The following is a 26,622-nucleotide window of genomic DNA, read 5'->3' on the forward strand; positions in this document are numbered from 1 at the left end:
GATGATGGACTGGACGGACATATTGGCATATAAGGATTTCATTGGCCTTGGTACAAATTTCGCACGGAAGCTTGACCGAGTGATGCGCCACAACTCTGCCGGCCAGGGATGAAAAAGCCGCCCTAAGGCGGCCTCTCCATGGTCCGGACCAGCGATCAGGACGCCGCGGCTTTGCGCTGGGTGTCCCACCATTCGGCCACGTCCCGAACGTCGTAGACATCGCCGGTCCTTGGCGGCAACAGCCTAGCACTGTGCTTGTTTGCCATGGTCTTCAAGGTCGCGCTGGGGAAGTATGTATCGCGCACGTCTTCGATGGTCATGGTGGCGCCGTACTTGCCGAACAGAAGCCAGAAGGTTGAGTAGTCGTTAGCGGCCATGAGGGCCTCCCTGTTGCGCTTGGCTTTTGCCGGGGTTGTGGCAGTGAATGGTGATGCGGCGCCCCTCGGCGCGGAGCGGGTGGCGCCGCGAGCGGGTTGCCGCTGGCAGCCAGGGGAATCGACGGAGGAAGCCGGCGCGCAGGCGGTGCGAATTCGCATGCCGGAAATGGCCTTCATACGAGGCCCAGATCGAGCGCACGGCGCGGAAGTCATCGGGCGTTCCGGTGATCCGGCCGGCGTCGCTGTGTGCGCTCTCCCAGGCCGCTAGCGCGGCGCGGGCATGCGAGACGACGCGGCGGCGGACGGTGGAGTGCGTCGGCCGCACCACGTAGCCGAGGAAGTCGATACCGGCAGCCAACGGCTGAGGGTCGGCATCCTCCTTCAGCGACAGGCGCAGCTCGTCGGCCAGGAACTGGACGATGCGGGTCTTCCACTCCAGCAGCTGTTCGCGGCTGTGGTGCACCAGCACGAAGTCGTCCACGTAGCGCAGGTAGCGCCGTGCGCCCAGCGTGTGCTTGATGAACTGATCGAGCCGGTCCAGGTAGACGTTCGCGAAGAACTGGCTGCTGAGGTTGCCGATGGGGATACCGCAGCCGGCCGGGGCGTTCTCCAGCCGCTTGTGCGGCGGCACCATCGCCCGGTCGGTCGCCGTGGCGACATGGCGCACCCCGATCTCCAGCGGCGAGTTCCGGAGCAGAGCATGCGCGGCCTTGCGCGCGATCCATGGCAAGCGGCGGCGCTCCATCCGCGCTTTGAGCATCCGGTACAGCGTGGGCCGGTGGATGCGGTTGAAGAAGTTGGCGATGTCGAGTTGCAGGTAGTACCCGCCGCCTTGGCCGCTATGGACCTGTCGGACGAATGCCTGTAGCCGCCGCACCGCTGCGTGCGAGCCCTTGCCGCGCCGGTTGGCGAACGAGTCGGCGATGAAGGTCCGCTCGTAGATCGCTTCCAGCTGCGGTATCAGCCAGTGATGGACAACCCGATCCCCGAAATCGGGAGCGTGGATTTCCCTGGCCTTCGGCCGGGTGGCGACGAAACAGGTGGTGGGCCGGGGCGACCAGGTGCCGGCGTTTATCTGCTCCTGCAGATCCAGCAGCCGGTCGCCCCAGCGGGTATCGAAGTCGAGTTGATTGGCGCTCGGCACCTTCTGCCGACGCGCCGCCTTCCATGCAGCATGGAGGTCGCGCAGCGTGACCTGCTGCGCTTCCCCTGCACCCTGAAACTCACGCGCGGGGCCGCGCACTGCGCGCACGCGGTTGTTGTTGTCGCGGTTGTTGATGTTGGAATTGCCGTTGTCGAAGTTCACGATCCAGGCGTTGTCCCCGCGATCTTGCAACCCATCCGCGCAGGCCGAGATCGGATAGCACGGACTCGTCATCGGTAGACCTCCCAGTTGGAGGTGCCGCGAGTACTCAGTTTCTCGGCACGCTGCGCACGGGCTTGGCGACCCTGCGCATTCTGGCCGGTTGGGTGCGGACTGCTCTGCTGGCGATGCCAGCCGCCCGCTTGCTTGCCAAGCTCGCGGGCGATCCGGGCCAGCATCTCGAACTGCGCCAGGCTCGCAAAGGCGCGAAGCTGGCTGCACAGCTGCATCCTGATCTTCAGCGCGTCCACTTCCCAGACGACGCGCTCAACCAGGGCCAACTGCTGCTTTCTGTCCCGCCATGCCCGATGGACCAGCACAGTGATACCCATCGCCTGCTGTCGCAGCTCCGCGCCAGCGGTGTAGCGGTGTCGGCGAGGGAAGCCGGCGACCGCCCGCTCTATTTCGAGCAGCAGGCGTTCGGCGGTCTTTGCGATGGGTGGCAGCTGGAAGGTCATCGGGCTCGGTCAGGTCAGGCCAATATGCAAATCACTGACGCGCGGGGCCGCGCACTGCGCGCACGCGGTTGAGGTTGCCGCGGAGGCTGAAGCTGGAAAGGCCGTAGCCGAAGTACACGATCCAGGCGTAATCGGAGTGGCCGGTGTCCTCGTCCTTCTCCTCGCTGGCGTCGTCGGTCGCGGTCCAGTACCAATCCGACTGACAGGTCGGGAAGGCCGTGATGTCGATGGCAGGGCTGCAGCGCGAGCGGTCAGCCAGGAGGAACAGTTCCTCGACCTCCGGCAGGCGCCAGTCCGTGAAGCCGCCGAACGCCTCCGCGTTGAGCTTTGCGACGGCGGCCAGTGCATCGGCATGGGTCATGCGGCCACCGGCTACGTCGTCCTGCGTCCAATGAAGATCGCGGGCCGGCTCGTAGACGACGCCGTCGGCATGCTGGGTGAAACGGGATTGCTCGGTCATGATGCCCTCCAGGGCGGTGGTAGATGGAGCAGGGGTCACGCCATCGACGGCGTGCATTTGGCGACCAATGCCTCGTATCGCTCAGCCTCGGCCAGATAGAACCGCACGCGTTCGTCGCGGACGGACGGGGGAAAGTTGTAGGCAACGCGCGCTGCATCGGCTGCGACGCGGTTGATCTCGGCCAGGCGCCGAGTGCGATAGCCGAAGATGTCCAGCTGCTCAGGCGCGCCGAGCATTGCCGCGGCCCTTCGGGCTGTCGGGGAGGGCGACCAGGCGCTGCAGCAGCGCCGTGTGCTGCGACCTTGTGAGGTCCAGGGTGCTTGCGCACCCGACCGCCCGGACGTGCGCCCGGTATGTGTCCTCATCCAAGCCTTTCTGCCCGTGAGCGAGCCGGCGCAGCGCCTTCACCATGGCCGGACTGATGCGAAAGCTCTCGGCGCGTTGCAGGTGGGTCATGCTGCGGGTCATGCGAATAGCTCCAACTGGGCCGGAACGGCGGACATCACGGCCGGCTCGGGCAGCGGGGTAGCGCGGCGCCGGGCGTTTGCCGCCCACCGCAGCAGGGTCCAGTAGAAGCCCCGATTGATGGGATTGTTCCGGCGGCTGCGCGCCTCGGTGAGGTAGACGCGCGCGAGGTGCTTGTCGTGCTCGGCGTCACGCCTCGCTCGCCTCCTGCGGGCTGTCCGCGTCCAGGTAGCGCAGCTTCCATGTCGGATGGAACGGGATCGTGAAGCGGTCGCCGTCGAGCTGGATGTTCAGACGCCCATTGCTCGCCGAGCGGATCGTCCCCTTGGCCGTCGTCCCGTTCCCGAGATATGCCACGCGCGCGCCACGCTTTGCCGGCACGCCGTAGGTCTTGCGAATCCACGCCATGTCGCCAGCCATCACCTCACCCCCTGCGGGCGGGCGGCCAGCCCGGCGTAATGTCCTTCTCGATCCAAGCTGTAGAACCCTTTGCCCACCACTTCTGCGTACTGCTGGCGAGCTTCGCCAATGGCGACCTCCATCCTGCACTGGTGCCCAACGTTCTCTGCTCCAAATACAGGGGCGTCGTAGTACCCAGGGCATCCAAGCCCGTGATCTCGCCTGATTGCCATGCTCGCAAGCACGCCGATCGACGGCTCCACCGGCACCATCACGAACCCCTCCGGCGCGGAGCGCAGGGCGGCGGTGATGGCGCGTAGAGCCACATCTGCATGCACCCCGGCCGGCAAGCTGCCGGCGAAGCTGCCAGCCGTAACCGGCGCCCCAATCTCGGCCGCGAGCAGCTCGCGGGCCTGCTGCATCGGGTCAGCCATCACCATTCCTCCGATGCGAGCAGGCGCGGGAAGTCTCCGCCCTCTGCCAGTTCGATTGCCAGTTGCTCGCGGAACGAGCGAACCACGCCGGTGGGCCGCTCGTTCTCGTCTGCGTCGGTGAACTTCAGCTCGTCAAGGGTTGCGTCCATCACTTCCTCGACATCGTCAATTGCGATGTCGTCTTCGGTGTAGCCGTATTCCTCAATCACAGCTTCCAGGACGGATTCAGCGCTGTTACCGATCCACCACTCGACATCGTGTACACAGAAAACCTTCATGGCGTATCCCCCCGCGCCGTGGCTGTTGGCCTGCTGGGCCTCGCGGAACCTGGACGGGCTCCAATCGCACGACTCGTCCTCGGGGATATGGCCGAAAATCGCCGTGCAGCGACGACAGTGAACACAGTCGCCGCAGGTCTTGCTGGCGGCAGGTCCATGTCGTCGCCGGTGCGGCTGTAGGGAATGCGAGTGCTCACGGCCGCACCTCCGCATCGCTGGCCTGCGCTGCCGGCAGATAATTGAGATACGGGCCCCAATCGCGGAAGCCCGACATATCGGTGCTGACGGGGAAGTCGGGCTTCTCGATCCGCTGCCATGCCTTCATCGGCACCGCAGGCTCAAACCGCCGACGTCCACCGGTGCGGCTGTACATTTGCAGGTCGGCGACCCACTCACCAGCGATGTCGTCCCAGTACACCGCGCGGACTTTGGCGATCTCTGGGTGAATCATTCCGGGGGCGTCTGCGATCCAATCCCCCACGACAACTGGTGCCGGAGTTGTGCATTCTTTGCGGCTCATTGCTTCGCTCCTTCGGATTCTGGTTTCAACGCATTGCGCAGCGCAGCAGCGACCTCATGCCCGCAACCCGGCTGGAACTCATGCGATAGCCGCACTTCCTCTAAGTAGGTGCACGGCGGTTGCAACGGGTTTTTCTGGACGGCGATGTCGAAGCCGGAAAGAAGCTGGCGCAGGGAATTGAGCTGATACCGAAGTTGCATCACCTCGGCCTCGCTCCCGCCCTTGGGGCTGGCGTCGATCAGGCGTGCACGGTCAACAATCTCCAGCATCGAGTTGCGACGGATCACGTCGTACCCGTCGATCTGTCCAACAACCCCGATCACACACAGATTGCGGCGCAACTGTTCAAGGTCGATCCCCGGCGCTGCGGGGGTGCTCCCTTCCTCCAGCTGCTGCTCGCGGTAGAAGTAGCCCAGCGGCTCGCCACCCTCCACCCAGTCGCCACGGTCAAGGTCATAGCGCTCGCGGCGCAGCTCGTCGTCGTCGCCCAGCTCGGGGATCGAGTACACGTCGAACGGGCCGCCATACATGGCGATCATGCCGCGCTCCGGATGCTCCATGTTGTCGTAGAACCGCAGACCGGTCACTGGGCATGCGTCGCTACCAATCGGCGCTGCGGTGACGGGGGCGGCACCCAGCACGGCCGCGACGATGGCGTCGATGCTGTTGGAGTCGAACGGGTCGAGCGTGACCTGGCCGCTCTCCGCAAGGCTGCACAGCAGCTCGCTCAACCGCTGGCCCGCCTCCTGCGCTGCGGCGGGCTGGGCGCCAAGCTCGCCGCGGACGTACTTCTGCTGCTCGTTGTGTTCGGTGGTCATGGGCTGGCGTCCTTCTTGCCTGGGCGATGCGTGAACCGGGAGCGGCCCGGCATGTGGGGGATGAGGAGCTTCTGGGCGGTCGGCGCGCTGTAGCGGGCGACGCGGCAGGGCTTGCCCTGGCGATTGCGCACCACGATTTCGGTGGAGTGGATGACGTAGCCGTGGCGGCGCAGGTCGTAGATGCGCGCGCTGGCGCGCGCGATGCCCAGCTCAGCCAGGATTTCGAGGGCGGTCATGGGGCGGCTGGAGATGGCCTCCAGCAGCAGCGCGCATTGGGCGTCTTCGGACATGGCGTGCCTCAGAGATTGATCTGGACGATCAGGTGAGCGTTCGCCGCGTGGTCGCCCTCGTCTTCGTACAGGAGCCAGCTCGCGGTCTTCTTGCCGCTCTCCGGCGCGTGGAGCGCGATCACGTTGCTGTCCACGGAAGAGAGGGCCGAGATCAGGCGGCGCGGGTCGAGCGCGGCGCGGAAGTTCGGGCCGGCTTTCAGCACCGCGTCGCTGATGACCTCGCGGCTCTCTTCGGCACGGTCGGCAAGATACAAATCGCCATCGACCATGGACAACACCATCACCGGCAGGCCCTTGGCTTTTGTCTCGCCCAGGATCGACGCGAAGGGCATGAGCCTGGCCGGGTGTCCGGCGCTGCAGGTGGGGAGCGGGCTGTCGTGCGAGATCATGCGTTGCATGGGCTTCTCCTGGGCCGCGTCAGGGCGCGGCACTGACGAACGCGAGGTCGTAGATGACGCAATGCACCCGGGCCGCCGTCGGGGTTTCGGCGTTCACCACGGAGGACAGGGGGGCAACCGCAGTTGCCCGGGTGCATGCGTCGGGGGAAACGGAGTAGGAGCCGCTGGTCACGGCGTCCACGGCATCGAGCGCGGCTTGCCAGCGGCGCGCCGAGAACTCCTGGGTGAGTGCCGCGCCGACACCGGCGGCGCAGTTCGGCGCGCGGTCGGCAGCGCGGAAGGCGTTCAATGCGGTGATGGCGATGGTCGCGCGCAGCCCCCAATCGTCGTGGTCGGCCATGTCGTAGACCGCGAGCGCGGCGCAGATCCGGGGGCTGGTCACGATCAGGTCGGCCGGGATGGCGACTTCGCCGTTCACGGCCAGCACCGAGGACGAGACGGGCTCGGGGTGGACCGGAGCGGCGCAGCCGCCCAGGGCGACCAGCAGGGAGGTGAGGAGGGCGCGCCTCAGCGCCCATATTGCGTTGGACTGCTGCGCGCCCATGGTTCAGCGCTCCAAAGAGGCCGAGAACTGACGCGCGGGGCCGCGCACTGCGCGCACGCGGAGGTAGCCGTCGCGGTAGTCGAAGTAGGAATAGCCGTAGCCGAAGCTCACGAACCAGGCGTAGCTGTCGTCGGCGGCGTAGACCGTGGAAGTCCAGAACCAGGTGCTCGGCGTGTTCGGGAACGCGTCGGTGTCGATGGCCGGTGAGCAGCGGGTGTCGTCCACCAGCGTCAGCAGCTCGGCGCGGGTCGGCAGGCGCCAGTCGTCATGCCCACCCAGGCGCAGCTCGGCGCAGGCTTTGACGGCTGCGGCGTGCTTCATCGACTCGGCGAAGGGGGCGGCCTGCCACTCCAGCCCGGTGGAGGTGTCCAGGACGGTCTCGTGGACCGGCGGCGGGGTGGGGACGATCTTCTGGAAGCGGGGAGCGGTGCTACCGGACATTTGCGGTCTCCGTGCCCCGGCCCGGGATGGGCTGGTCTTGGGGCGACGGAGTGAATCTACAGAATCCTGTAATTCAATGTCAACAGGATTCTGTAACTTTCTGTTGCGTGCGGTGTGCTGCTTCGCGTGTTTGTCTCTTCAGCCCTGATTAACTGGTCTCGCCAGGTGCCTATCGTCGGCTAGAGGCGGTATGGTTCAGGGTCAATTGGCCGCAAAGGATAGCCCGGTGATCGCCTTCATCTTGATACTAGTCGCTCTGGTAGTGATTGGTGCCGTCACATCGATAGTCGTGGCTCAGGCAAACAAACGTGGAATTGGGGGGTACATCTCCGGTATTCCTGAGCTCAGCGGGGACTACATTCGAGTCGGTGAAGATGGGCGCACAGCTCTCGTTATTGACGAAAGCAGGTTGAAGATTGCCCTTGTGTACCGATCAGGCGAGGGCATTTTCCATCGGCTACTGAGCTATGGTGATGTGATTTCGGCGCAGATCCATGAGGACGGATTTGTCGTCACTTCGACCTCGCGCGCCAGTCAGCTGGCTGGCGCGGCAGTTGGGGGTGTGCTGCTTGGGGGTGTTGGCGCTGTAGTAGGCGCGGTGACTGGGAAACAGACGCAAGTAGCAAAAGTGAAGCGAGTCGAGCTACGCCTGGTTGTCAGTGATGTGGCTAGACCGATCCATGATGTGGTATTTCAGGATGTAGAGTCCAAGCGGGATGGCCTCATTTATCAGCACTCGATCCAACAGGCTCGAGAGTGGCTGGGCCGCTTTGAGGCGGTCATCCACAGATCCAAGGCGACCCCCAGGGAGGACTGACGGCAGCGGCACTGATCTATAAGAGACCTCGCTTGAGCGGGATTGTTGCGGGCTGCCGCCGCGCTTCAGTTGAATCGATCGATCTTGTGCCGGATGTAAAGCCGGCCGCCGATACGGCCGTGCTCAGGGAAAGGAAATGGCGGATAGAGCGGGTTGGCGCTCACGACCCACAGGCCGTCGCCTCGCTGCTGCAGCATCTTGATCTGATGGCCGTCATCACGGTCTCCGAGCCCGATCCAGTAGATCCCATCCCCCTGGAAGGTGGTTACGCCGGAATCCATGAGCGTCGCCTCGCCAGGCTCGATGACCGGCCGCATTGAGTCACCAGCTCCGGCCACGAGCTTCAGCCGGCCAGGTGGAGGCACAAAACCGATAAGCGCCCTGATGTAGGCCTCTCCGTACTCAACGGATCGAATAATTTCTGGATGATCGTCATTGACCACTGCGCTTCCCATGCCCCCTATGGCGTCCAGTTGTTCGACGCGAACGTAGCGAAGCGGCGTCTCAGGCTCTAAGACATATGGTGTGCGCGGCCCTTGAATTCCGGAGGACTTCGGCCCCTTGCCGGTTTCCAGCCAGCTGAGCGAGACGCCGAGGGCGTCGGCGATCAGTCGCAGCTTCGTGGTGGTCTGCATGCCACCACGCTCCAGTTCCGAGATGGTGCTGTAGCCGATGCTGGTCATCGAGGCGAGTTCCCGCCGCTCAATACCCTGAGCCTCACGCTCCCGCCGAACCCTACTGCCGATCGTATCCATCTCAGAATGGTCACAGAACTCTGTAACAGAATGCTGTTGATTTGATTTACAGGATTCTGTAGATTTCTTCGTCATGGACTGGAAACTACACATTGCGCAGCTCATTTCGGCCGGCGCTACGCCCGGCCAGATCGCCGAACGGATCGGCGTAACCGCCAACGCCATCCGCGAGATCGTCGCCGGCCGCACGAAGTCTCCGCGCGCTGATGCGGCGTTCAAGTTGGCACGCCTGACCCCGGCTGACTTTGTCGATCGTCAGCCGGTATTGAACTCGGTGACGGGCCATGCCGCGGCCAAGGTTCTGATCGATACCCGCATGAGCAAGCGCGCGCTGCGCGCCCGGCTGGGCCTGTCCACGGACAAGCAGCTGGCGAAGGTGCTGCAGCTGCCCGTCGAGCAGGTGGAAGGCTGGGAAGAGGAGAGCGCGCTGCCGGCCGTGCCGGAGGTGCTGCGCCTGCTCGGCGCCCAGGCTCCCGCCGCCAATGCGCCCCAGGAACCCGAAGACCCCGATTCCGCACGCATCGTCCCGGTGGAGGTCGCGTAGCCCATGAGCGCCGTTCCGAAGAGAACTCCGGCTGTTCCGGCCGCTTGGACCCTCCGCGACGAGTTCGCCATGCGTGCACTGGCCGCGCTGGTCGTCAAGGGTGATTGGGGCTGCATGGCACCCGATGGCACCCGCAAGACCTACTCGAACATGGCCGAGTACAGCGTGGCGGCCTACGAATTCGCCGACCACATGCTGCGTGCCAGGGAGGTGGCCTGAGATGAAGGTGCGCAGTAGCCCAACGATAGAGGAACTACGCAGCCGAATGGAGTGGCTGCGTAGTCGGAAACTGGCCTTAGATGCAGGCCGTGTCAGCTGCCCTTTGGCCCGATTGCATCTTTTGGCAGCCTCCAGCCATGCATTTCTTCGGTCAAAGCAAATCGCAAGTCTTCCAGTGACATTGCCTGGAGTTGGCTCGGTGTCCAGTGGTGCTTCTGCATCAAGTAGTACCTCACGGCTTCGAGGCCGTCGAGCGTGTTCTTCCAGCCGTGCTTCTTCCCGAGTGAATCGCCAAAGACATCGAGAGAGTAGTTGAGATGCGCCTCCGCTTTCCGAAGTCGCAGGCGAATCTCGTTCATTTCGCTTCGCGCGCTCGTCAGTTCCTTCTTTGCCATGTCGCCCTCCTTGCGGGCTGTTCGTGTGGAAACAGCAGCCTACCGCAAGGCGGGCGGCGCCTTTTTGGCCCGGGAGGGCACCTGAAATGTCCGTGATCTCTTCCATGGCCGGCAGTCTGCCCGGCGCGTCCGCCGATGGCATGAAGCTGGGGAGGCAGTTTCTGCCTCCGCGCGCGCAGGTGATCTACGCCTACACGCACCGCCTGCTCAACGAGACGGCGACCAACGCCAACAGCTTCGCCATGCAGGTGGCAGAGAACTACTTCGCGCTGGTGGCGCCGCACATGCGAGACAAGAAGGCCGTGCCGTTCCGGCTGGGCGAGGGCGACGACCTGGCCGATGCGCTCAAGGCCAACGGCCAGGCGCTGCGGCGCTACATGGACGGCACAGTGAAGACGCTGCCGGCCGACCTTGAAGATGCCTGGGTGCTGAGCCTGCCGGAGCCGTATCGCAGTGACTGCGAACGCGACCTTGCCGCGCGCCGGGGCATGCTTCCGGTCCGCTTGGCGCACATCGCGCCCGACGCGGACACGGCCGGCATCGGGAGCCTGATGACCGACTTCGGCCAGCTGGTCGCGGCGCTGACGCCGGCCATTGCCGACGGCGTGATCGATGACCGTGACCGCCCGCATGCCAGGAAGATCGTGGACGCATGCCAAGACGTTGTGATCGCGGCAGTGACCGTCGAGCGCCGCTTCGTGACGCTGCTGGGGGATCGCTGATGGCCCAGGACGCAAAGCCGAAGCCACGCGCGTTCGGGCTCGCGCGCTACTCCGACGAGCAGCTGCGCGCCGAGTTGGACCGGCGCGCGCGCGCTTCCGGGAAGCCGGCGGCGCAGTGGATCGGCAAGCGCTCGGAGTGGCTGCGCAAGGTGGCGGCCGACCTGCAGAAGCAGCTGGACGAGCTGCAGGAGGACCGCGTTCCCGCGGGGCAGATGCTGGCCGTGAAGCAGGCTCGCGTGCGCTCGCTGAAAGACCGGATCAACAAGAACTTGCGCTTCGCCGATCTGGCGGAAGCGGAAGGGAACTAGCTCCACGAGGCACTAGCCTTTAGGTCACAACGCATGCGCCTAACGCCGGTTGATCCCCGGCGGACAGCCCGAGCCTACCGGGTTGGCGGATGCGCCCTTTGTAGGCGATGTAGGAGAAAGCAGTGAATAGCGACAAAGAAAGCAATCCGGGATTGAGGTTCGACTGGGCGGGCGATAGGGATGCTGTGGTGTTCCCGACGGTCCGGGGTGTGGCCGTCTACGTGAACACCAATGACGACGTGGTGATTCGGCAGGAGGCACATGCCCTTGAGCGGGAGGACACGCTGGTGTTCGTCCCGCGCGTCCATGTGCCAGCCTTGATAGCCGCGCTCCAGGCTGCCATGGAAGACGGGGAGGGCTGACGATGGAACCGCTCGTTCCCGCTGACGTGGACCTCCGTGACTTCGCCTTCATGCCGGTCGATGTTCAGCGGTTGCTGACCTCAGAGACGTGGATTCTCGGAAGCGGGGACGAGCGGTCCGCAGCTATGACCCTGTGGCTGGTGAGCTGGCACCAGGTGCCTGCTGCATCGCTGCCAGACAACGACAAGATGCTCTCGCACCTGTCGCAGTCGAAGAGCTGGCCCCGTATCAAGGAGCATGCCCTTCGCGGCTGGGTGCTTGCCGCTGATGGGCGCTACTACCATCCGGTGGTGGCGGAGAAGGCGCTGGAGGCTTGGCTGGAGAAGCTGGCGCAGCGCCTGAGCGGCGGCGCTGGCAATGCCAAGAGGTGGGGAGTTGAGTTCGACCCAACCCCCATCGAGGACGCCATTCGGGAGTCCCGCGCGCTGCTGTCGGCACTCAACCCCCAATCGCGGGCCCTTTCCCGTAAGCGTACCGCAGCGATTGCTACCGGACAGAAACGTGAGTCGGGTTGTGATCGGGGTGCGATCCTGTCGGGATCGCAAGAGACAGGGACAGGGACAGGGACAGGGAAAGAGGAGCTTAAATCCTCGCTTCGCTCGGATTCGTCATCGGCTGCGCCGGATGACGTCTCGCCCGACGGTGGCAAGGGCGGCGACAAGGCTCAGCGGCTGGCTGAGGTCACGGACGAAGCCATTGCGGCATGGAACGCCTCGAGGCTGGTCAAGCCGAATGGCGGCCTGCTGGCGACGGTGAACGCTGCAGTGGGGCGCGACAACCGCCGGAACCAGGTCAAGCGGTGCATCGCCATCGCCCGCGACATCTGCCGGGAGCAGGGGCACCAGCGCATCCCGGCTGAGTTCTGGGCCGAGTACTTCGCCGTCGCCGCCAAGGACGATTTCCACTCCGGTCGGCAGGGCGGCGGCCGCGGACACGAGAACTGGACCCCCGATTTCGAGTTCCTGACGCAGCCCAAGACGATGCTGAAGCTGTTCGAGCGCGTCGAGAGCGAGGAGGCGGGCTGATGTACGACGCCGACCAGGCGCTGGCGCACCTGCGGGTGCCTCCGCAGAGCGTTGCCGCTGAGCAGGCAGTCATCGGCGGCCTGCTGCAGTACCCGGAAGCATGGGGCAGAGTGGAGGCGCTGCTGCAGCCCAATGACTTCTACCGCCGTGACCACCAGCTGATCTACCGGACGATCCGGGAGATGGTGGCGCGCGATCGGCCGTTCGACGCAGTGACGTTGGGGGAGTGGTTCGAGTCTCAGGCCAGGGCTGCCGACCGTGATGACGACGGAATCGGCTCCTACCTAATCGACTTGGCCGCCACTACACCGTCGGCGGCGAACATCGCCGGCTACGCGCAGATCGTGAGCGACAAGGCGCTTGCCCGGCGGATGATCGAGATCGGAACGGAGATCACCAATGCGGGGTTCGATCCGAGTTTCACCCCTGACGAAGGCATCGCCGCCGCGCAGACGCTGATGCAGGGACTCGCCCCCAGCCAAACGGGCGGCCTGGTCTCGGTCACCGACACGCTTCCGGACTGGTTCGATGACCTGCGCCACCGGTTCGAGTTGGGCACGTCCGTTACAGGCGTTCCGACCCCGTGGGCGGCGCTCAACGATGCGACACACGGGCTGCAGGACGGCGACCTGATCATCCTCGCTGGCCGTCCCAGCATGGGCAAATCCATCGCTGGCCTGAACATCACTGACTTCGCGGCGCGAGACCGGCATGTCGCCCTGTTCTCGCTGGAGATGAGCAAGAAGCAGATCAACCGGCGTGGCATCTCGGCCGCGGCCAGGGTTCCCCACGACTGGCTATTGGCGCCGGGCGGTGCCGACGAGCACTGGTCCAAGGTAACCGGCGCGGTGCGGGACCGGCGCGCGCTGCAACTGAGCATTGACGACACGCCGTCCCTGCGGATCAGCCAGCTCATGGCCCGGGCGCGCGCGCTGCACGCGCGGAATCCCATCCGTCTGCTGGTGGTTGACCACATCCATGACTTCAAGATCGACGCGAAGCTGGCGCGCTTCGAGTACGGCGAGATCGCCCAGGGGCTCAAGACCCTTGCCAAGGAGTTCAGCTGCCCGGTTGTGGCGCTGGGCCAGCTGAACCGCGCGCTGTCGCAGCGTTCCGACAAGCGGCCGACCATGGCTGACCTGCGCGAGTCGGGCGAGATCGAGCAGAAGGCGGACATGATCATCTTCATCCACCGCGAGGACTACTACGACAAGAACACGCACATGCGTGGGGTGGTTGAGCTGATCTTGGCGAAGGGCCGCGACGTGGAGGCCGGGAAGTCGATCTTCTTGGCGAACGACTACGCGCACATGGCGCTGCGCGACATGGACGGTCCGCTGCCGCTGCCGGCGGAGCCGGATCGGGGTAGCAAGGCCGGAAAGACGCGGTTCTTCGGCGGTGGCGCCGGCCGCCGGTTGGCCCCGGAGGAGGACTGATGGCTATGTCCCATTCGACCGGTGCGCCCACCGCGGCAGAAGCCGAGCGCATCGTGGAGGCGAAGGAAGGCCCCTGCATGGCGTGCCTTGCGCTCGTCACCGCCGACCTGCTGGCGCCGGAGCTGGTTGTGATCGGCTGCGACTACAACCACGCCAAGAGCGGCAACGTCCGCCGCGGGCACATGTTCGGGTATGCGCTGTGCGCTTGGCACCACCGCCGGCACCCGCTGGAGGGAAACACCTTCGCGTGGATGCGGGCGATCTACGGCCCGAGCCTGCTGGATGGCTCGCGCGTGTTCCATGAGACCTACGGCTCGGACGACGAGCTGATCGAGCAACAGACCTACGTGATCGAACAAAGGAGAGCGGCATGAGCAATGTGCGCGAGCTGCTGGCGCGGCTGAACCCAACCGTTGCACGACTGGACGGCGCAGCCGGCGGCGGCGTGGCGGAATTGAGCAACATCGACATCGCCGGGGCCCTGGGCATGGTGCCTGCCGGCATCGGGCGCGACCTGTTGGAGTTACTGCATGGACCGGACCCCAGTCGCGGCGACATCCTGCGGGTGCTGGAGGGCATCACGCGCATGGCGCTTGAGGAGCGAAACCGGCGGTCGAAGGACTACGCCGACGCGCGCGCGACCTGGGGCATTGCCGACTGCATGGCCCGGTTCAATCGCGACCGGGAGGAGCGCACGGTGCGACACCTGGAAATCCTCAAGGCGAGGGTTGCCGTTGCGCGCGACAGGCTGTGGCCCGAACGCTTGGAAGAGCGCATGCCCGATATCGCCACAGTGGCAATCGGCTACATGAAGGGTGAGCGCCTGAGCAACCGCGAGCGCGCCACGGCCATGGGCGTTGGTGATTCGACGTATCGGGAAGGGTGGGCAGAGGTTGTGGACTGGCTGCTGACCCAGATGCTTGAGGCAGAGCAGTGCGCAGCGAACCGTTTCTGTCACGCGCTCCAGCAATCGGCTGCGTAGTGCGCGGGTGACAGCCGCGCGATTTCGGCCCTACATTCCTACCATCACGCGACGAAAGCCCGGCACCAGCCGGGCTTTTTCTTTTCAACCCGATCACCACCGCGCCGAAAACCCCTCCGCTCGCCGTGAGGCGATTGGGGCCGGCGGCGCGCTGCTACCTAAGCTGCAGCGCACCGGCTACCGCCATGGCCGGACACCGCCTAGCCAGCGGTGGTGATCGGACCTTCTACGCCCGTCCACCCTCACCGCTGCAAGGTGATCAAGAACATGAAACCAACCCACGCGGAAGTTGCGGGGCTGCTTAGCTATTGCCCTGAATCAGGCGTGCTGAGATGGCGCACCAGCTCTGGCAATCAGGTCAGGGAAGGGGCGGATGCCGGAACCTTGCATCCAGATGGCTATCGAATTGTGCGAATTGCCAGACGTGGCTATCCGGCCCATCGCCTTGCGTGGCTGCTTGTGACCGGGGAATGGCCATTGCAGCAAGTGGATCACAGGAATGGAGTGCGATCGGACAACAGGCTCTCCAACCTGCGCCAGGCATCACCTGGCGAGAACAATCAGAACCTTCACGGGCCGCTCTCTTCAAACCGTACTTCGCGCTTCTTGGGAGTTTGCTGGAAGCGCCGAGAGGAGCGGTGGCGGGCTCAGATTCAGGTGAACGGAGTTCGCCGAGATCTTGGGCTTTTCGCTACCGAAGAGGAGGCGCACCGCGCGTACTCGGCGGCGAAAGCTGAGCTTCACCCATTTCATCACGTGGCTGCTTAGGCGCCCAATATCTGCCCGTCATCCTTACCGGATCAACCATTGTGGCCCTGCCGGGCTGTGGTGACGGGCACCTTTCCGCCCGCTGCGCCGTACCGACCGGGCCCCTCCGTCCCGGTGGCGCGGCGGGCTCCAAATCCGGGAGGACGACATGCCGAACCGGGCGAACTACAGGGACCAGACCGTGCAAGAGAATGCGGACGCGACGCTCATCACCGTGGGCAAGGTATCGACCATTGTCGGTGGCAGCACAGCATTCGTCGGTGGTCTGTCCGCGAGCGATCTGGCTGCCTTCGCTGGTATCGCCGGCATGGCCGTGGGCCTGTTCATCCAGTGGTACTACACCCGGCGCAAGGACCGGCGCGAGGCGGCACGCGATGCCGAAAGTGACCGGCGCGAAGCCGTCGAGCATGCCGCCCGTATGGAGAGCTACCGCAATGGCCGGATCGAGTGAGTCCAAGGGCGGACCGGTTCGCGTGCTGGCGGTGGGCCTGGCCCTGAGTGTCGCGGCGTTCGCAGGCTGGGTGGCGAAGGAAGGCGACGGTCCCACGGCGGTTCGTGCCGATGGGCAGGTGGTGCACCAGCCTTACATCCCGACGAAAGGCGACGTGCCGACCATCGGCCACGGCTCCACCCGGTATGAGGATGGCCGTCCGGTACGGCTGACCGATGCACCCATTACCAGGGCGCGCGCTGCCGAGCTGGCCCGGAACCTCCACCGCGAGGAGGAGGCGCGTTTCAAGGCGTCCATTCCCGGCGTGTCCCTCACCCAGGGCGAGTTCGACCTGTACGTGGACTTCATCGGCCAGTACGGGATCGGCAACTGGCGGCAGTCGAGCATGCGCCGGCATCTGCTGGCGACCGTGGAGGCCAGGACGCCCGCCGGCCAGGCGTTCCACTACCGGGCGGCATGCGATGCCCTGTTGGCATGGAGGAAGCAGGGCGGCCGGGACTGCTCGCTCCCCCAGAGCTGGGGGCCGAAGGGCTGCAAAGGCGTCTGGACACGACAACAGGAGCGCCATGCCAAGTGCGTGGCCGAACAGTAGCCCGTGAGGGCGTGGAGGTAGGAATGCGTATTCGTTTGAACGGGAGCATTGAGCACTTCCGGCCGCATCTGCGCCCGATGCATGGCCCGCAGACATGGCCGTGCTGGAGGCTGATGAGCTTCAGCCTTGTCCGTCTTGAGATGGCAGAGCCGTCGTCCGGTTGGCGCCTGTGGGTCTATACCCGCTGGGGTGCTTGGTACGGCGATATGGTCCTAGACCGTCGCGGGCGTGGCGCAGCATGAACATCAGCCTTGATCCACTGCGCCCCTATGCGGACCTGACCCGCTGGGCGGCCGGCCTGCTGCTGGCCCTACTGGTACTGGCATTCGGCTACCGCTGGGGCGGTTCGCACTGGCGCGGCGAGTACCAAGCCGAGGTCCAGGCGCGCGCGGCCGAGAACGCCAAGCACGCCGCAACGCTGCAGCAGCTGGCCGAAGCCACCGCCGCCGTAGCCGCCAAGGCGCGCGCTGCATCCACCGCCCTGGCCGCAGCCCGGCAGGCGAACGACACCCGTTACCAGAAGGCCATCAACGATGCGAACCGTGCCGAACGTGATCTTGCCGCTGCTCTGCGCCGCGGTTCTGTGCAGCTGCGGCCGGAGTGGGCCTGTGGTTCGCCCGGAGCCGGCGCCGGTGGAGCTGCGGTCTTTGCCCGAGGACAAGATGCTGCCGCCGAGCTTCGGTGGGCAGGCGCGACGCATCTTGTTGCAGGAGGAGACCGGGCAGACGCATGGATCGGCTGGCTCCAACGGGAGCTGATCGACACCCGGCGCGCGGTCGTAGCCGCTGGCTGTGCCATCGAGGTTCCAGATCGGTGAAGCGCAGGGCCGGAGGTGGATACCTGGCTCTCGGCCGGCTCAAGCCCGGGGACATGAACCAGACCGAGAAGGCGTATGCCGAACACCTAAGCGCGCTGCAGCACGCAGGCGAGATCCTGTGGTTCCGGTTCGAGGGCATTAAGCTGCGGCTCGCCGACAAGACGTTCTATACCCCGGACTTCGCAGTCCTGGCCGCTGACGGTGTGATGGAGATGCGCGAGGTAAAGGGGTTCTGGCTGGACGATGCCAGGGCGAAGATCAAGATCGCGGCCGATCAGTACCCGTTCCGGTTCATCGCGGTGCGCGTGCGCCCGAAGAAGGACGGCGGCGGCTGGGCGGTGGAGGAGTTCTGATGTCCAAGACGGTCACGGCATCCATCGGCTGGCGCTGGTGGGTGCGCTGGTATCTGCGCGCGGTGGTGTGGTTCGCCCGGGCGGGGGCCCCGGGGCGGGATTTTGCTCACCGGGGGGAATTCGGACCCCGGTGATTTCCAGTTTTTCGGCCTCTAGGGTGCTCCACCACTAGTAGGCGTTTTTTGCGTTTTCCCCGGGAGAAATGGCGTTTTCGCCCTGAACACGTTGTGCATTAGGTAGGACATGGCCGACATCCACGAATTCTCCCAAGGCTGGTCGATTGGCCGGCTGGCAGAAGAGTTCCGCATGGACCGGCGCACGGCCTCCAAGCGGCTGAAGGAGGCCGGCATCCCGCCGCTTGCCAAGCGCGGTGGCCATGACGTGTACCGCCTTGCCGATGCGGCTGCCGCCCTGGTCGATCCGATTGCCCAAGGTGCTGGGGCCGATGCGGTCGTCGATCCGCGCGACCTGCCCCCCATGGAGCGTCGGGCCTACTACCAGTCGGAGAACGAGCGGCTGAAGGTGGAATCCACCATCGGCCAGTTGGTGCCGGCTGCTGAGGTCGAGGCTGACTACGCCGACTTGGTGAAAAAGGTGGTGCAGTTCTTCGACACCCTGCCGGACGTGCTGGAACGTAAGGCGGGCCTGACCCCGGACCAGGTCGTGAAGGTGCAGGACGAGTGCGACCGCGTCCGACAATCCATGTACGAGGGCATCACCGATGACGACGTACGCGACAGCGCGTAGCGTTCGCCTCGGCGTTGCCGAGATGATCCGACCGCCCAGGCGCATCCTGGTCAGTGAAGGGGCCAAGGCATTGCAGGTGGCCAACGCCGCCGGCGCGGCCGGCGCGTGGGACCCGCACACGACCCCGTACATGGTCGAGCCGCTGGATACCACCGGCAGCCGGCATTACGAGGCTGTGGTTTTCGTCGGGCCTGCTCGCTCGGGCAAGACCATTTCGCTGATCGATGCGCGCTTGGCCTACCTCATCACGTGCAACCCGGCCGACGCCATGGTTGTGCAGATGTCGAAGGACGCTGCGGAGGACTACAGCAAAACACGCATCTCGCGCAGCATTGCCGCCAGCCCCGAATTGCGTTCGAGGCTGAGCCCGCGAGCGCACGACGACAACATCCTGCTGAAGTTCTTCCGCTCTGGCATGTCACTGCGCATGGGCTGGCCGTCGGTCTCGGTGCTGTCGGGCAAGGATATCCACGACGTCCTGATGACGGACGTGGACAACTACACTGGCGACCTTGCCATCGATGAGTGCTTCGGCCTGGCGCTAAAGCGCACGCAGACCTACATGTCCGCTGGCATGGTGGTGGCCGAGTCCAGCCCGGCCACCGATTATGCCGACGGTGCCTGGAAGCCGAGCGACCCCCACCAGGGCCCGCCGGCCGCCGGCATCGCCGCGCTGTATGCGCGAGGCGACCGGCGCCGCTGGTACTGGCCATGTCCAGAATGTGGCGAGCGCTTCCAAGCGGCGCCAGGGTATGACGGCTTCGCGCTGCCGCCGCTGGAGGAACTGCTCGAGCGGGTGGTGCTGGATGACGTGCAGAAGCTGGCACGGCACTACTCGCTGCTGCATTGCCCGCACTGCGGCGTGGGCCTGCAGCACCGGTGGAAGGAGGGCATGAACCGCTCGGGCGTCTGGGCGGCAGAGGGGCAGGTGGTCCATCCCGATGGGACGGTTACCGGTGAACGCCAGGAGGCGCGCATCGCCAGCTTCTGGCTGGGCGGTGTGGCGGCGGCGTACCAGTCGTGGGAATCGCTGGTGGAGCGCTACTTCCAGGCGCTGCGCACGTTTGCCACGACCGGAGAAGAGCGACCGTTGAAGACGACGCACAACGTCGACGGCGCCATCAACTACGTGCCGATGGCCGCACGCTCAGTCAGCGACCCCAACGAGATGCGGAAGCGGGCGGAGGACTGGGGCAGGGGCGCGGTGCCGCCGGGCGTGCGGTTCCTCGCTGCCACCGTGGACGTGCAGGGCAATCGTTTCGTGGTGCTGGTGCTGGGCTTTGGTATCGGCGAGTCCGGGCAGCTGGAGCGCTGGGTCGTGGACTCCTTCACGCTGCGCACCTCCGCGCGCCCAGACGGCTCCGGTGGCTTCCTGCCGCTGGACCCGCCGAAGTACCTGGAAGACTGGGAGCGCCTGGTCGAGAAGGTCATCACACGGCGGTACCCGCTGGCTGATGGCACTGGCCGCACCATGCCGATCCGCGTCACGGGCATCGACTGGGGCGGCAAGTCCGGCACCTCGGTGCGCGCCCTGGAGTTCTGGCGGTCGCTCAAAGTGCGGAATCTGCACACGCGGGTCCGCCTCATCAAGGGCGATACGCGCCGTGAAGGCCCGCTGTTCCGCGAGACCTTTCCGGATAGCAGCAAGCGAAAGGACCGCAAATCAGGATCGAAGGGTGATGTGCCTCAGTTGCTGCTCAACGTGGACCGGTTGAAGGACACCGTGAGTGCCAACGTGAAGCGTGCCGAGCCGGGGCCGGGCTACTACCACTTCCCTGACTGGCTGCCGGAGGCGTTCTACGCCGAGCTGACCGCCGAGTCCCGGACTGCGAAGGGTTGGGAGAACTTGGCCAACCGACGCAACGAGGCATTTGACCTGTGCGGCTATGCCGAGGGCCTGGCGCTGTGGATGAAGGTGCCGGCGATCAATTGGACCGCGCCGCCGTCGTGGGCAGCGGAATGGGACGACAACCCCGACGTGAGGGCGGACGACGCCGCACCGGCGCCACCGCCGCGAGCGCGCACGCGCCGCGTCATACGCAGTAAGTACCTGGGACGCTGAAATGGCATTTACGAAAGAACAGACCGCGGCGCTGGAAGAGGCGATCGCGGCCGGGGTGCTGAGCGTCCGATACGCCGACCGCACCGTGACCTACCAGAGCCTGGACGCCATGCGCCGGCTGCTCAAGCAGATGCGCGAAGAAGCCGGGCAAGGCACCGCGCCGGCTCGTCGCCGGCAGCGCGTGGTGCGCCTCTACCAGTCGGGGACGGGCAATGTCTGAAGCAGTCGAAGGCAGCTACCGCGCGGCCGGGAACGGTCGTCGCCTGCGCACGTTCCGGCCCATGTCGCTGGGCCCAAACGGGGCCTTGCTGGGATTGCCAACTCTTCTGGCCAGGGCACGGCATCTGGCGCGCAACGACCCATGGATGGTCAGCGCGCTCAACAAGAGCGTTTCCAACGGCATCGCCACGGGCATCCAAGCGAAGGCTATCTGGGGAAGCAAGGCGCACAAGGCTCAGGTGGCCCAGCTCTGGCGCCGCTGGGGCAAGTACGCCGATGCTGATGGCGTGCTCGACTGGAGTGGTCTGCAGGCGCTGGCCTGGCGCGAATGGAAGGAGGCCGGCGAGGTGTTCGCCCGGCTCCGGTACCGCCGCCGCGAGGATGGCTTGCCGGTCCCGCTGCAGGTCCAGCTGATCGAGTCGGAGCAGTGCCCGCAGCACTACAACGGCGTGGCCAGCAACGGCAACGCCATCCGGCAGGGCATCGAGTTCGATCAGATCGGCCGGCGCGTCGCCTACTGGATGTTCCGCGAACACCCCGGTGACCAGCACCTTGCGGTAAACGGCAATGAGCTGGTCCGCGTGCCGGCCGACCAGGTCCTGCACCTGTATCGCCCCAACCGTGCAGGTGCCATCCGAGGCGTGCCGGGTTCGGCGCCCGCGCTGCTGCGGATGTTCAACCTGGACCGTCTCGATGATGCGGTGCTGGAGCGGCAGGCCCTGGCCAACCTGTTCACCGGGTTCATCACGAAGAAGTCCAGCGGTGATGGCGAAGAGGGCGAGGCTGTCGGCGACCTGATCACCGGTGAGGACGACGACGGGGCCGCCATTGGAGGGCTAGAGCCCGGCACGATGCAGGAGCTGCCGCCGGACACCGAGGTGAAGTTCTCCGAGCCGCCCGGAGCCGGTGCGGACTACGGCGACTTCCTGCGGGGGCATCTGCTGGCGATCGCTGCCAGCCAGGACGTGCCGTACGAAGTGTTGACCGGTGACCTGCGCAACGTGTCGGACCGTGCGCTGCGGTTGATCCTCAATGAGTTCCGCCGCGTCATCGAGCAGGACCAGTGGCTTTTCATGATCCCGATGTTCTGCCAGCGCGTGCGCGATGCGTTCTTCGACCAGGCCGTGCTGTCCGGGCTGCTGAAGGTGCAGGGCTATGCGTCGCTGCGCGATGACGTCACCGAAACGCTGTGGGTGCCGGAGGGTTGGCCCTGGAGCCACCCGGTGCAGGACGTCAATTCAGAAGTGAAGGCCGTGCGCGCCGGCTTCAAGTCGCGCTCCGCCGTGGTGCTGGGTTCTGGCGAAGACCCCGAGCAGGTTGACCGCGAGCAGAAGGACGACAACGACCGCGCCGACAAGGCGGGCCTGACCTACGACAGCGACCCCCGCCGCACCAACGCCTCGGGCGCGCGGCAGGGCACGAAAACCGGCGCCGAGAGCGCCGCCGACGATGAAGGAAACAACGATGACGAGTAAACCCGGCCTGCTGGCCCGACTCCTCAACCGTGGCAACAAGGCCCCGGTGGTGGCCACGCTGGCTGCCGCGGTCCTCAATCAGCCGCTGCTGGTGCAGCCGGCCATCGGCGAGGCGCTAGTGGGCGGCTATCTGGAAGGAAAGATCACCAGCGCCGACAGCGAGCTGCGCGCCGACCGGTTCGAGGTGACCGGTTCCGCCGGCGAGACGGTGGGTGTCACCCAGTCGGTAATCGGCGTGATCAACCTGTCCGGTGCGATGGTCAATCGCCCGATGCCCGGGGCCAGTGGTCCCGGTCCGGTGAGCTACGCGGCAATCCGCACCGCCTTCGACGAGCTGCTGGAAGATGACGCGGTGACGGCCATCATCCTGCGCCTGGACACGCCCGGCGGCATGGCCTCCGGTTGCTTCGATCTGGTCGACCACATCTACCAGGCGCGTGGGCGCAAGCCGCTCTATGCGCTCGTGGATGACTATGCGGCCTCCGCCGGCTTTGCGCTGGCATCGCCCTGCGACGAAATCTGGGTGAGTCGCACCGGTACCGTGGGCTCCGTCGGTGTGGTGGCCTACCACTACGACTGGAGCGGGAACAACGCTCAGATCGGCCTGAAGGTCACGCCGCTGTACGCCGGTGCGCGCAAGGTCGATTTCAACCCGAATTTCCCGCTCAGCGAGGAAGCCCACGCCCAGGCGTTGGCCGACCTGGAGGACATGCGCACGTTGTTTGTCGACACCGTGGCCCGGAATTTGGGCATGGAGGCGGACGCAGTACGCGCCACCGAGGCGGCCACGTATCGGGGGCAGGCGGCGGTGGACATCGGCTTTGCTACGCGCTTGGGCACCTGGCATGACCTCATCGCCCATCTGGGTGCCGGGGGCACGCCCGCGCCAGCGGCGGCCGGCGACGACGCGGACGACGGTGACCCGGAGGCCAATGCCAGCGCCAAGTCGGCGTTCTCGTTGCTGGGCGATGAGTTCAAGGTGATCGCGGAGAAAAGCGGCACCCAGCCAGCGGCTGCGGCGAGCGCGTCGGCGGCGGCGCCTGCGGAGCAGCCCAGCCTGGCCGCGACGGTGGCAGCCAGCGACCTGCCGGCGACCATCTGCATGGCACTGCTCCGTCGTGGCGAGAAGCTCGGCGAAGAGAGCGCCGCCGCGCTGGAGTACGCGAACGGTGTCCTGGACGCCTGCGCTGCCACCGTTGCCGGCGGCGAAGCGCTGGCGGCCAGCTTCATCGAGAAGAACACCGACCTCGACACGGTACGCACCCAGTTGTTGTCGATGAAGGCGGAGGAGGGCCGCAATTCGCAGGTCATCACCGCACACCCGGCCAGCACGGCCGAAACACGCGCCGCCGAAGTGAAGGCGAAGCTGGACCCCACCAACATCTACAAGAATCGAGGTAACTGATATGGAGATTTCCCTGGCCGGCACCCGCACCGGCGAGTTCCTGCTGTCCGAGGCGAGCGGCGAACGCAGCCGCGAGCTGATCCGCATTCCGGCCGGGCAGGGCATGCTTGCTGCCGGTACGCTGCTGAAGGCGGACAACACCATCGCCGTCAACGGTGCCGATGCCGTCAAGGTGCTGTATGGCCCGGTCGATACCGGTACCGATACCGGCGCGCTGGCCGTGAAGGGCGCAGCGGTGGCCCGTGATGCCGAGGTCTTCGGCGAGAAGCTGGCTTGGGCCAGCGGCATGACCGCTGACCAGAAGCTGCTGGCGGCCGTCAGCCTGGCCGAGTCCGGCATCATCACCCGCTGGATGGAGACGCCGATCGCTTCCGGTGCCGCACATCATCTCGTCTTCGTGGACACCCCGCTGGTCGGCAAGGCAGGCGAAGTCCTCGGGCCGATCGTTGCCCACGTCAAGGACGTGTTCGGCGCCCTGGTCACCGGCAGCACCGTCAGCGTGACCCTGGCCAAGGCCAGCGGCACCGGCAACTTGGCCGGCGGCGGCGCGAAGGCGGCCGTGGGTGGTGTCATCACCTGGGATGCGGCGTCCTTGAGCGCCGCCGGCGAGTACACGTTGAAGGTGACCGCGACCGACCTGACCGAAGCCACCAGCGACACCATCACCATCGACGCCGCCTGAGTCGGGTCAACCCGCCTCAACCCGTGACACACGGCCCCGCCTCGGCGGGGCCTTTTCGTATCCCCTTTCCGAGAGAGACCAAGACCATGGAATTGCAGATCCTTCTGGCGCTGGGTGCGCTGGGCTTCGGCGAGCTGAACGCCTACATCAACAACCTGCCGCGCATCTCCACGCGTATCGCCGACATGAACCTCTTCCAGGAAGAGGGTCTGGTCGGAACCACCATCGTCAAGATCGGCATCAAGGACAACAAGCTGGTACTGGTGCCGAACGTCCCGCGCGGCTCGCCGGGCCAGCCCAAGGGCTTGGACCGCGGCAAGGTGAAGCTGCTGGAAACCACCCACCTGCCGCAGAACTCGACCGTGATGGCCGACCAGCTGCTCGGCGTGTGGGACCCGGCTGACCCGGCCGGTACGAACGTGGCGGCGGTGGTCAACGGGCTGCAGGTTGTCCACAAGCGCGACCTGGACTACACGATCGAGTACCACCGCATGGGCGCGCTGCAGGGCAAGCTACTGGATGCCGATGGCTCCGTCATCCTGGACTTCTACGACGAGTTCGGCGTCGAGCAGTCGGTGATCGGCATGGAGCTGACCAAGCCGGACACGAAGGTCCGCTCCAAGGTCGTCTCGATCAAGCGCGCGATCGAAGCCAAGCTGGGCGGCGTGCCCTATACCGGCATCCACGTGTTCTGCAGCGCCGGCTTCTTCGATGCGCTGGTCGATCACCCGGAGGTTCAGGAGGCCTACAAGCGCTGGCAGGATGGCGCCGCGCTGCGCTCCGATCTGCGCAAGGGCTTCACGTTCGGGGATGTGACCTTCGAGGAACTGCCGGGTAGTGCGGGCAGCAAGATCGCTCTGCCCGACAACGAGGCGATCGCGTTCCCGCTGGGCGTGCCGGACATGTTCCTGACCCGCTTCGCACCGGCGGACTACCTGGAGACCGTGCGCGGGATCGGTCTGCCGTACTACAGCAAGACCGCCCCCATGCGCATGAACAAGGGCATTCAGCTGGAGAGCCAGTCCAACCCGCTGAACATCAACACCCGCCCCGATGCCGTCATCCGCCTGAAGCCGGGCGCGAAGTAAGCCCAAGGCCTGGCCCGCATGAGCGGGCCGGGCTGGAGGTCATATGGCCCAGATCAGGATCGGGGTAGACCCCGAGAACGTGCTCGGCCGTCGCCTGACGGAGCTGGAGCGTAACCAGCTGCCGTTTGCCGCACGGCAGGCCACCAATCAGGTGGCCTTCGAGGTTCGAGAGGAGTGGAAGCGCAAGGCGTCGCGTGTCTTCGACCGGCCAACGCCGTTGACCGTCAACGCAACGATGTACCGGAAGGCGACGAAGCAATGGCCGTTTGCGGAGGTGTACATCCGCGACGAGGCATTCAAGGGCACGCCGCCGGCCAAGTACCTGATGGCTGAGGTCGATGGTGGCCAGCGGCGCATGAAGGGATTCGAGCGGCTGCTGCAGAGTCGCGGGTTGCTCTCGCCATCGCAGTTCGCGGTGATGGGCAAGGGGGCGGCGCCAAACCAGTTTGGCAACGTGCCTGCCGGCCAGGTAACCAAGATCCTGTCGCAGCTCGGGGCCCAGCGGGACCACTACCAGAACCAGTCCGACACCAGTGCGGGCAGGCGGCGCAACACGCGCAAGCGCGCGCGCGGTGGCGAGTACTTCGTGCTCACGCGCAAGCGCGGCCGGCTGGCCCCTGGCATCTACGAGCGCATCGCAACCCCGTGGGGCTCTGCTGTGCGATCCATTTTCATCTTCACCAGCGACGCCCGCTATCGGCCACGCTACGACATTCTCGGCATGGCCGAGAAGACGTGGCAGAAGCTGATGCCGTTCTACCTGGGGCGAGAGCTGGAGAAGGCCATGCAGAGCGCGAGGCCTGCTCCATGAACCAAAAGGCATTCCTTCAGAGATTTGACGCGCTGGCCTTCGGCGCGCTGCGCAACGCTGGAGTAGCGGACGCTGCTTCCTACACGGCAAAGGGGGGCATCCAGTCCGTGCCGTGCACCGTGATGTTGGACGAGGGTGTTCAGCAGTTCGGGGATGACGATCTGGCGCCGGTGGCCACCCTGTCCAGCCGCATTCGCCTGCAGTTGGCAGAGGTGAAGCCCGGCGGTGGCGCAGTCGTCCGGATCATCGCGACCGGCAAGCAGTGGGTGCTGGTGAAGAAGCTGGCCGGGGACGCCTCCAGCGAGCTGTGGGAGGTGGCCGGTGCCTGATGCCCGCCCGCCC

General features: G+C 65.7%; 42 protein-coding genes. 25 read left to right on the forward strand and 17 right to left on the reverse strand.

All coding sequences use genetic code 11. The annotated features are described in order from the left end of the window. Positions 1-155 precede the first annotated feature (155 nt). From ABB22_RS16730 to ABB22_RS16795, 15 genes are all read right to left on the reverse strand, one after another. Positions 156-377 (reverse strand): hypothetical protein, encoded by a 222-nt coding sequence (locus ABB22_RS16730; RefSeq protein WP_057505383.1) that lies wholly within the window; start codon positions 375-377, stop codon positions 156-158. After that, positions 367-1,755: an RNA-directed DNA polymerase gene (locus ABB22_RS16735; protein WP_057505384.1), complete on the reverse strand. Its 1,389-nt coding sequence runs from the start codon at positions 1,753-1,755 to the stop codon at positions 367-369. Before ABB22_RS16735 ends, ABB22_RS16730 begins: the two co-directional genes overlap by 11 nt. Further along, positions 1,752-2,198 carry a four helix bundle protein gene (locus tag ABB22_RS16740; protein WP_057505385.1) on the reverse strand — a complete coding sequence of 149 codons (447 nt, stop codon included), beginning with the start codon at positions 2,196-2,198 and terminating at the stop codon, positions 1,752-1,754. The genes ABB22_RS16735 and ABB22_RS16740 overlap by 4 nt, the downstream gene beginning before the upstream one ends. Before the next feature lie 31 nt (positions 2,199-2,229). Then, positions 2,230-2,658 (reverse strand): Lcl C-terminal domain-containing protein, encoded by a 429-nt coding sequence (locus ABB22_RS16745; RefSeq protein ID WP_057505386.1) that lies wholly within the window; start codon positions 2,656-2,658, stop codon positions 2,230-2,232. A gap of 35 nt (positions 2,659-2,693) precedes the next feature. Beyond that, positions 2,694-2,894 (reverse strand): hypothetical protein, encoded by a 201-nt coding sequence (locus ABB22_RS16750; protein ID WP_057505387.1) that lies wholly within the window; start codon positions 2,892-2,894, stop codon positions 2,694-2,696. Next, positions 2,878-3,126 carry a hypothetical protein gene (locus tag ABB22_RS16755; protein WP_057505388.1) on the reverse strand — a complete coding sequence of 83 codons (249 nt, stop codon included), beginning with the start codon at positions 3,124-3,126 and terminating at the stop codon, positions 2,878-2,880. The genes ABB22_RS16750 and ABB22_RS16755 overlap by 17 nt, the downstream gene beginning before the upstream one ends. Before the next feature lie 186 nt (positions 3,127-3,312). After that, positions 3,313-3,543, reverse strand: a complete 231-nt coding sequence (locus ABB22_RS16760; protein WP_057505389.1) for a hypothetical protein — start codon at positions 3,541-3,543, stop codon at positions 3,313-3,315. Then, the gene (locus ABB22_RS16765; RefSeq protein WP_152984236.1) at positions 3,543-3,956 is read right to left on the reverse strand and encodes a hypothetical protein; all 414 of its coding nucleotides are present in this window, start codon (positions 3,954-3,956) and stop codon (positions 3,543-3,545) included. Before ABB22_RS16765 ends, ABB22_RS16760 begins: the two co-directional genes overlap by 1 nt. Continuing rightward, on the reverse strand, positions 3,956-4,234 hold the full coding sequence (locus ABB22_RS18520; RefSeq protein WP_162531816.1) for a hypothetical protein: 279 nt from the start codon (positions 4,232-4,234) through the stop codon (positions 3,956-3,958). The genes ABB22_RS16765 and ABB22_RS18520 overlap by 1 nt, the downstream gene beginning before the upstream one ends. A 193-nt stretch (positions 4,235-4,427) precedes the next feature. Continuing rightward, positions 4,428-4,754, reverse strand: a complete 327-nt coding sequence (locus tag ABB22_RS16770) for a hypothetical protein (protein WP_057505391.1) — start codon at positions 4,752-4,754, stop codon at positions 4,428-4,430. Beyond that, positions 4,751-5,572: a hypothetical protein gene (locus tag ABB22_RS18525; protein WP_057505392.1), complete on the reverse strand. Its 822-nt coding sequence runs from the start codon at positions 5,570-5,572 to the stop codon at positions 4,751-4,753. The genes ABB22_RS16770 and ABB22_RS18525 overlap by 4 nt, the downstream gene beginning before the upstream one ends. Then, positions 5,569-5,862 (reverse strand): helix-turn-helix domain-containing protein, encoded by a 294-nt coding sequence (locus ABB22_RS16780; RefSeq protein ID WP_057505393.1) that lies wholly within the window; start codon positions 5,860-5,862, stop codon positions 5,569-5,571. The genes ABB22_RS18525 and ABB22_RS16780 overlap by 4 nt, the downstream gene beginning before the upstream one ends. An 8-nt stretch (positions 5,863-5,870) precedes the next feature. Then, entirely contained in the window at positions 5,871-6,260 is a 390-nt protein-coding gene (locus ABB22_RS16785; RefSeq protein ID WP_152984237.1) for a hypothetical protein, read from the reverse strand. A 19-nt stretch (positions 6,261-6,279) separates the two neighbouring features. Continuing rightward, on the reverse strand, positions 6,280-6,804 hold the full coding sequence (locus ABB22_RS16790) for a hypothetical protein (RefSeq protein ID WP_244481354.1): 525 nt from the start codon (positions 6,802-6,804) through the stop codon (positions 6,280-6,282). Between the two features lie 3 nt (positions 6,805-6,807). Continuing rightward, positions 6,808-7,245 carry an Lcl C-terminal domain-containing protein gene (locus tag ABB22_RS16795; protein WP_057505395.1) on the reverse strand — a complete coding sequence of 146 codons (438 nt, stop codon included), beginning with the start codon at positions 7,243-7,245 and terminating at the stop codon, positions 6,808-6,810. Positions 7,246-7,471: 226 nt separating this feature from the next. Here ABB22_RS16795 and ABB22_RS16800 point away from each other — a divergent pair, with 226 nt between their 5' ends. Next, the gene (locus tag ABB22_RS16800) at positions 7,472-8,062 is read left to right on the forward strand and encodes a hypothetical protein (RefSeq protein ID WP_152984238.1); all 591 of its coding nucleotides are present in this window, start codon (positions 7,472-7,474) and stop codon (positions 8,060-8,062) included. A 65-nt stretch (positions 8,063-8,127) separates the two neighbouring features. Here the strand turns inward: ABB22_RS16800 and ABB22_RS16805 are convergent, their stop codons facing one another. Further along, complete coding sequence (locus ABB22_RS16805; protein ID WP_057505397.1) at positions 8,128-8,817, reverse strand: helix-turn-helix domain-containing protein; 690 nt, start codon at positions 8,815-8,817, stop codon at positions 8,128-8,130. A 73-nt stretch (positions 8,818-8,890) separates the two neighbouring features. On the opposite strand from ABB22_RS16805, the gene ABB22_RS18650 reads away from it, so the two are divergent. Together ABB22_RS18650 and ABB22_RS18445 are read left to right on the forward strand one after the other, a co-directional pair. Next, positions 8,891-9,361 (forward strand): helix-turn-helix domain-containing protein, encoded by a 471-nt coding sequence (locus ABB22_RS18650; RefSeq protein ID WP_057505398.1) that lies wholly within the window; start codon positions 8,891-8,893, stop codon positions 9,359-9,361. A 69-nt stretch (positions 9,362-9,430) separates the two neighbouring features. Then, the gene (locus ABB22_RS18445) at positions 9,431-9,580 is read left to right on the forward strand and encodes a hypothetical protein (protein WP_161809377.1); all 150 of its coding nucleotides are present in this window, start codon (positions 9,431-9,433) and stop codon (positions 9,578-9,580) included. A gap of 92 nt (positions 9,581-9,672) precedes the next feature. On the opposite strand, the gene ABB22_RS16815 is transcribed toward ABB22_RS18445, so the two are convergent. Further along, positions 9,673-9,975, reverse strand: a complete 303-nt coding sequence (locus ABB22_RS16815) for a hypothetical protein (protein WP_244481355.1) — start codon at positions 9,973-9,975, stop codon at positions 9,673-9,675. A gap of 86 nt (positions 9,976-10,061) precedes the next feature. Between ABB22_RS16815 and ABB22_RS16820 the strand changes: the two genes are divergently transcribed. The 22 genes from ABB22_RS16820 to ABB22_RS16915 all read left to right on the forward strand — a co-directional run bounded on the left by ABB22_RS16820 (position 10,062) and on the right by ABB22_RS16915 (position 26,609). Continuing rightward, positions 10,062-10,697, forward strand: a complete 636-nt coding sequence (locus tag ABB22_RS16820) for a hypothetical protein (protein ID WP_244481356.1) — start codon at positions 10,062-10,064, stop codon at positions 10,695-10,697. Next, a complete protein-coding gene (locus ABB22_RS16825; protein ID WP_057505399.1) occupies positions 10,697-11,005 on the forward strand; it encodes a hypothetical protein in 309 nt (102 codons plus the stop codon). Before ABB22_RS16820 ends, ABB22_RS16825 begins: the two co-directional genes overlap by 1 nt. A gap of 122 nt (positions 11,006-11,127) precedes the next feature. Next, positions 11,128-11,367: a hypothetical protein gene (locus ABB22_RS16830; RefSeq protein WP_152984239.1), complete on the forward strand. Its 240-nt coding sequence runs from the start codon at positions 11,128-11,130 to the stop codon at positions 11,365-11,367. A 2-nt stretch (positions 11,368-11,369) separates the two neighbouring features. Further along, positions 11,370-12,392 carry a DUF1376 domain-containing protein gene (locus tag ABB22_RS16835; RefSeq protein ID WP_057505401.1) on the forward strand — a complete coding sequence of 341 codons (1,023 nt, stop codon included), beginning with the start codon at positions 11,370-11,372 and terminating at the stop codon, positions 12,390-12,392. After that, positions 12,392-13,828 (forward strand): replicative DNA helicase, encoded by a 1,437-nt coding sequence (locus ABB22_RS16840; protein WP_057505402.1) that lies wholly within the window; start codon positions 12,392-12,394, stop codon positions 13,826-13,828. The genes ABB22_RS16835 and ABB22_RS16840 overlap by 1 nt, the downstream gene beginning before the upstream one ends. A 5-nt stretch (positions 13,829-13,833) precedes the next feature. Beyond that, entirely contained in the window at positions 13,834-14,202 is a 369-nt protein-coding gene (locus ABB22_RS16845) for a Ref family recombination enhancement nuclease (RefSeq protein ID WP_057505403.1), read from the forward strand. Further along, the gene (locus ABB22_RS16850) at positions 14,199-14,810 is read left to right on the forward strand and encodes a hypothetical protein (protein WP_057505404.1); all 612 of its coding nucleotides are present in this window, start codon (positions 14,199-14,201) and stop codon (positions 14,808-14,810) included. The genes ABB22_RS16845 and ABB22_RS16850 overlap by 4 nt, the downstream gene beginning before the upstream one ends. Before the next feature lie 267 nt (positions 14,811-15,077). Continuing rightward, positions 15,078-15,578, forward strand: coding sequence for an HNH endonuclease (locus ABB22_RS19065; protein WP_082592196.1), 501 nt, complete (start codon positions 15,078-15,080; stop codon positions 15,576-15,578). A gap of 148 nt (positions 15,579-15,726) precedes the next feature. Beyond that, on the forward strand, positions 15,727-16,029 hold the full coding sequence (locus tag ABB22_RS16855; protein WP_057505405.1) for a phage holin family protein: 303 nt from the start codon (positions 15,727-15,729) through the stop codon (positions 16,027-16,029). Beyond that, the gene (locus tag ABB22_RS16860; protein WP_057505406.1) at positions 16,013-16,621 is read left to right on the forward strand and encodes a glycoside hydrolase family protein; all 609 of its coding nucleotides are present in this window, start codon (positions 16,013-16,015) and stop codon (positions 16,619-16,621) included. The genes ABB22_RS16855 and ABB22_RS16860 overlap by 17 nt, the downstream gene beginning before the upstream one ends. A 238-nt stretch (positions 16,622-16,859) precedes the next feature. Next, the gene (locus tag ABB22_RS16865; protein ID WP_057505407.1) at positions 16,860-17,438 is read left to right on the forward strand and encodes a hypothetical protein; all 579 of its coding nucleotides are present in this window, start codon (positions 16,860-16,862) and stop codon (positions 17,436-17,438) included. A 53-nt stretch (positions 17,439-17,491) separates the two neighbouring features. Next, positions 17,492-17,791 (forward strand): DUF1064 domain-containing protein, encoded by a 300-nt coding sequence (locus ABB22_RS16870; protein WP_057505420.1) that lies wholly within the window; start codon positions 17,492-17,494, stop codon positions 17,789-17,791. Then, a complete protein-coding gene (locus ABB22_RS18935) occupies positions 17,791-17,925 on the forward strand; it encodes a hypothetical protein (protein WP_275452922.1) in 135 nt (44 codons plus the stop codon). Before ABB22_RS16870 ends, ABB22_RS18935 begins: the two co-directional genes overlap by 1 nt. A 109-nt stretch (positions 17,926-18,034) precedes the next feature. Beyond that, positions 18,035-18,538: a DUF1441 family protein gene (locus tag ABB22_RS16875; RefSeq protein WP_057505408.1), complete on the forward strand. Its 504-nt coding sequence runs from the start codon at positions 18,035-18,037 to the stop codon at positions 18,536-18,538. Between the two features lie 22 nt (positions 18,539-18,560). Next, positions 18,561-20,600, forward strand: a complete 2,040-nt coding sequence (locus ABB22_RS16880; RefSeq protein WP_244481357.1) for a terminase gpA endonuclease subunit — start codon at positions 18,561-18,563, stop codon at positions 20,598-20,600. Position 20,601: 1 nt separating this feature from the next. Next, complete coding sequence (locus tag ABB22_RS16885; protein WP_057505410.1) at positions 20,602-20,820, forward strand: phage head-tail joining protein; 219 nt, start codon at positions 20,602-20,604, stop codon at positions 20,818-20,820. Next, complete coding sequence (locus ABB22_RS16890; protein ID WP_057505411.1) at positions 20,813-22,294, forward strand: phage portal protein; 1,482 nt, start codon at positions 20,813-20,815, stop codon at positions 22,292-22,294. Before ABB22_RS16885 ends, ABB22_RS16890 begins: the two co-directional genes overlap by 8 nt. Then, complete coding sequence (locus tag ABB22_RS16895; protein WP_057505412.1) at positions 22,284-23,699, forward strand: S49 family peptidase; 1,416 nt, start codon at positions 22,284-22,286, stop codon at positions 23,697-23,699. The genes ABB22_RS16890 and ABB22_RS16895 overlap by 11 nt, the downstream gene beginning before the upstream one ends. Before the next feature lies 1 nt (position 23,700). Continuing rightward, positions 23,701-24,381 (forward strand): head decoration protein, encoded by a 681-nt coding sequence (locus ABB22_RS16900; RefSeq protein WP_057505413.1) that lies wholly within the window; start codon positions 23,701-23,703, stop codon positions 24,379-24,381. Between the two features lie 86 nt (positions 24,382-24,467). Beyond that, a complete protein-coding gene (locus tag ABB22_RS16905) occupies positions 24,468-25,469 on the forward strand; it encodes a major capsid protein (RefSeq protein ID WP_057505414.1) in 1,002 nt (333 codons plus the stop codon). Between the two features lie 43 nt (positions 25,470-25,512). Then, the gene (locus ABB22_RS16910; RefSeq protein WP_057505415.1) at positions 25,513-26,280 is read left to right on the forward strand and encodes a hypothetical protein; all 768 of its coding nucleotides are present in this window, start codon (positions 25,513-25,515) and stop codon (positions 26,278-26,280) included. Continuing rightward, a complete protein-coding gene (locus ABB22_RS16915; RefSeq protein ID WP_057505416.1) occupies positions 26,277-26,609 on the forward strand; it encodes a head-tail joining protein in 333 nt (110 codons plus the stop codon). The genes ABB22_RS16910 and ABB22_RS16915 overlap by 4 nt, the downstream gene beginning before the upstream one ends. Positions 26,610-26,622 lie beyond the last annotated feature (13 nt).

The organism is Stenotrophomonas nitritireducens, assembly GCF_001431425.1.
Taxonomy (GTDB): Bacteria; Pseudomonadota; Gammaproteobacteria; order Xanthomonadales; family Xanthomonadaceae; genus Stenotrophomonas; species Stenotrophomonas nitritireducens.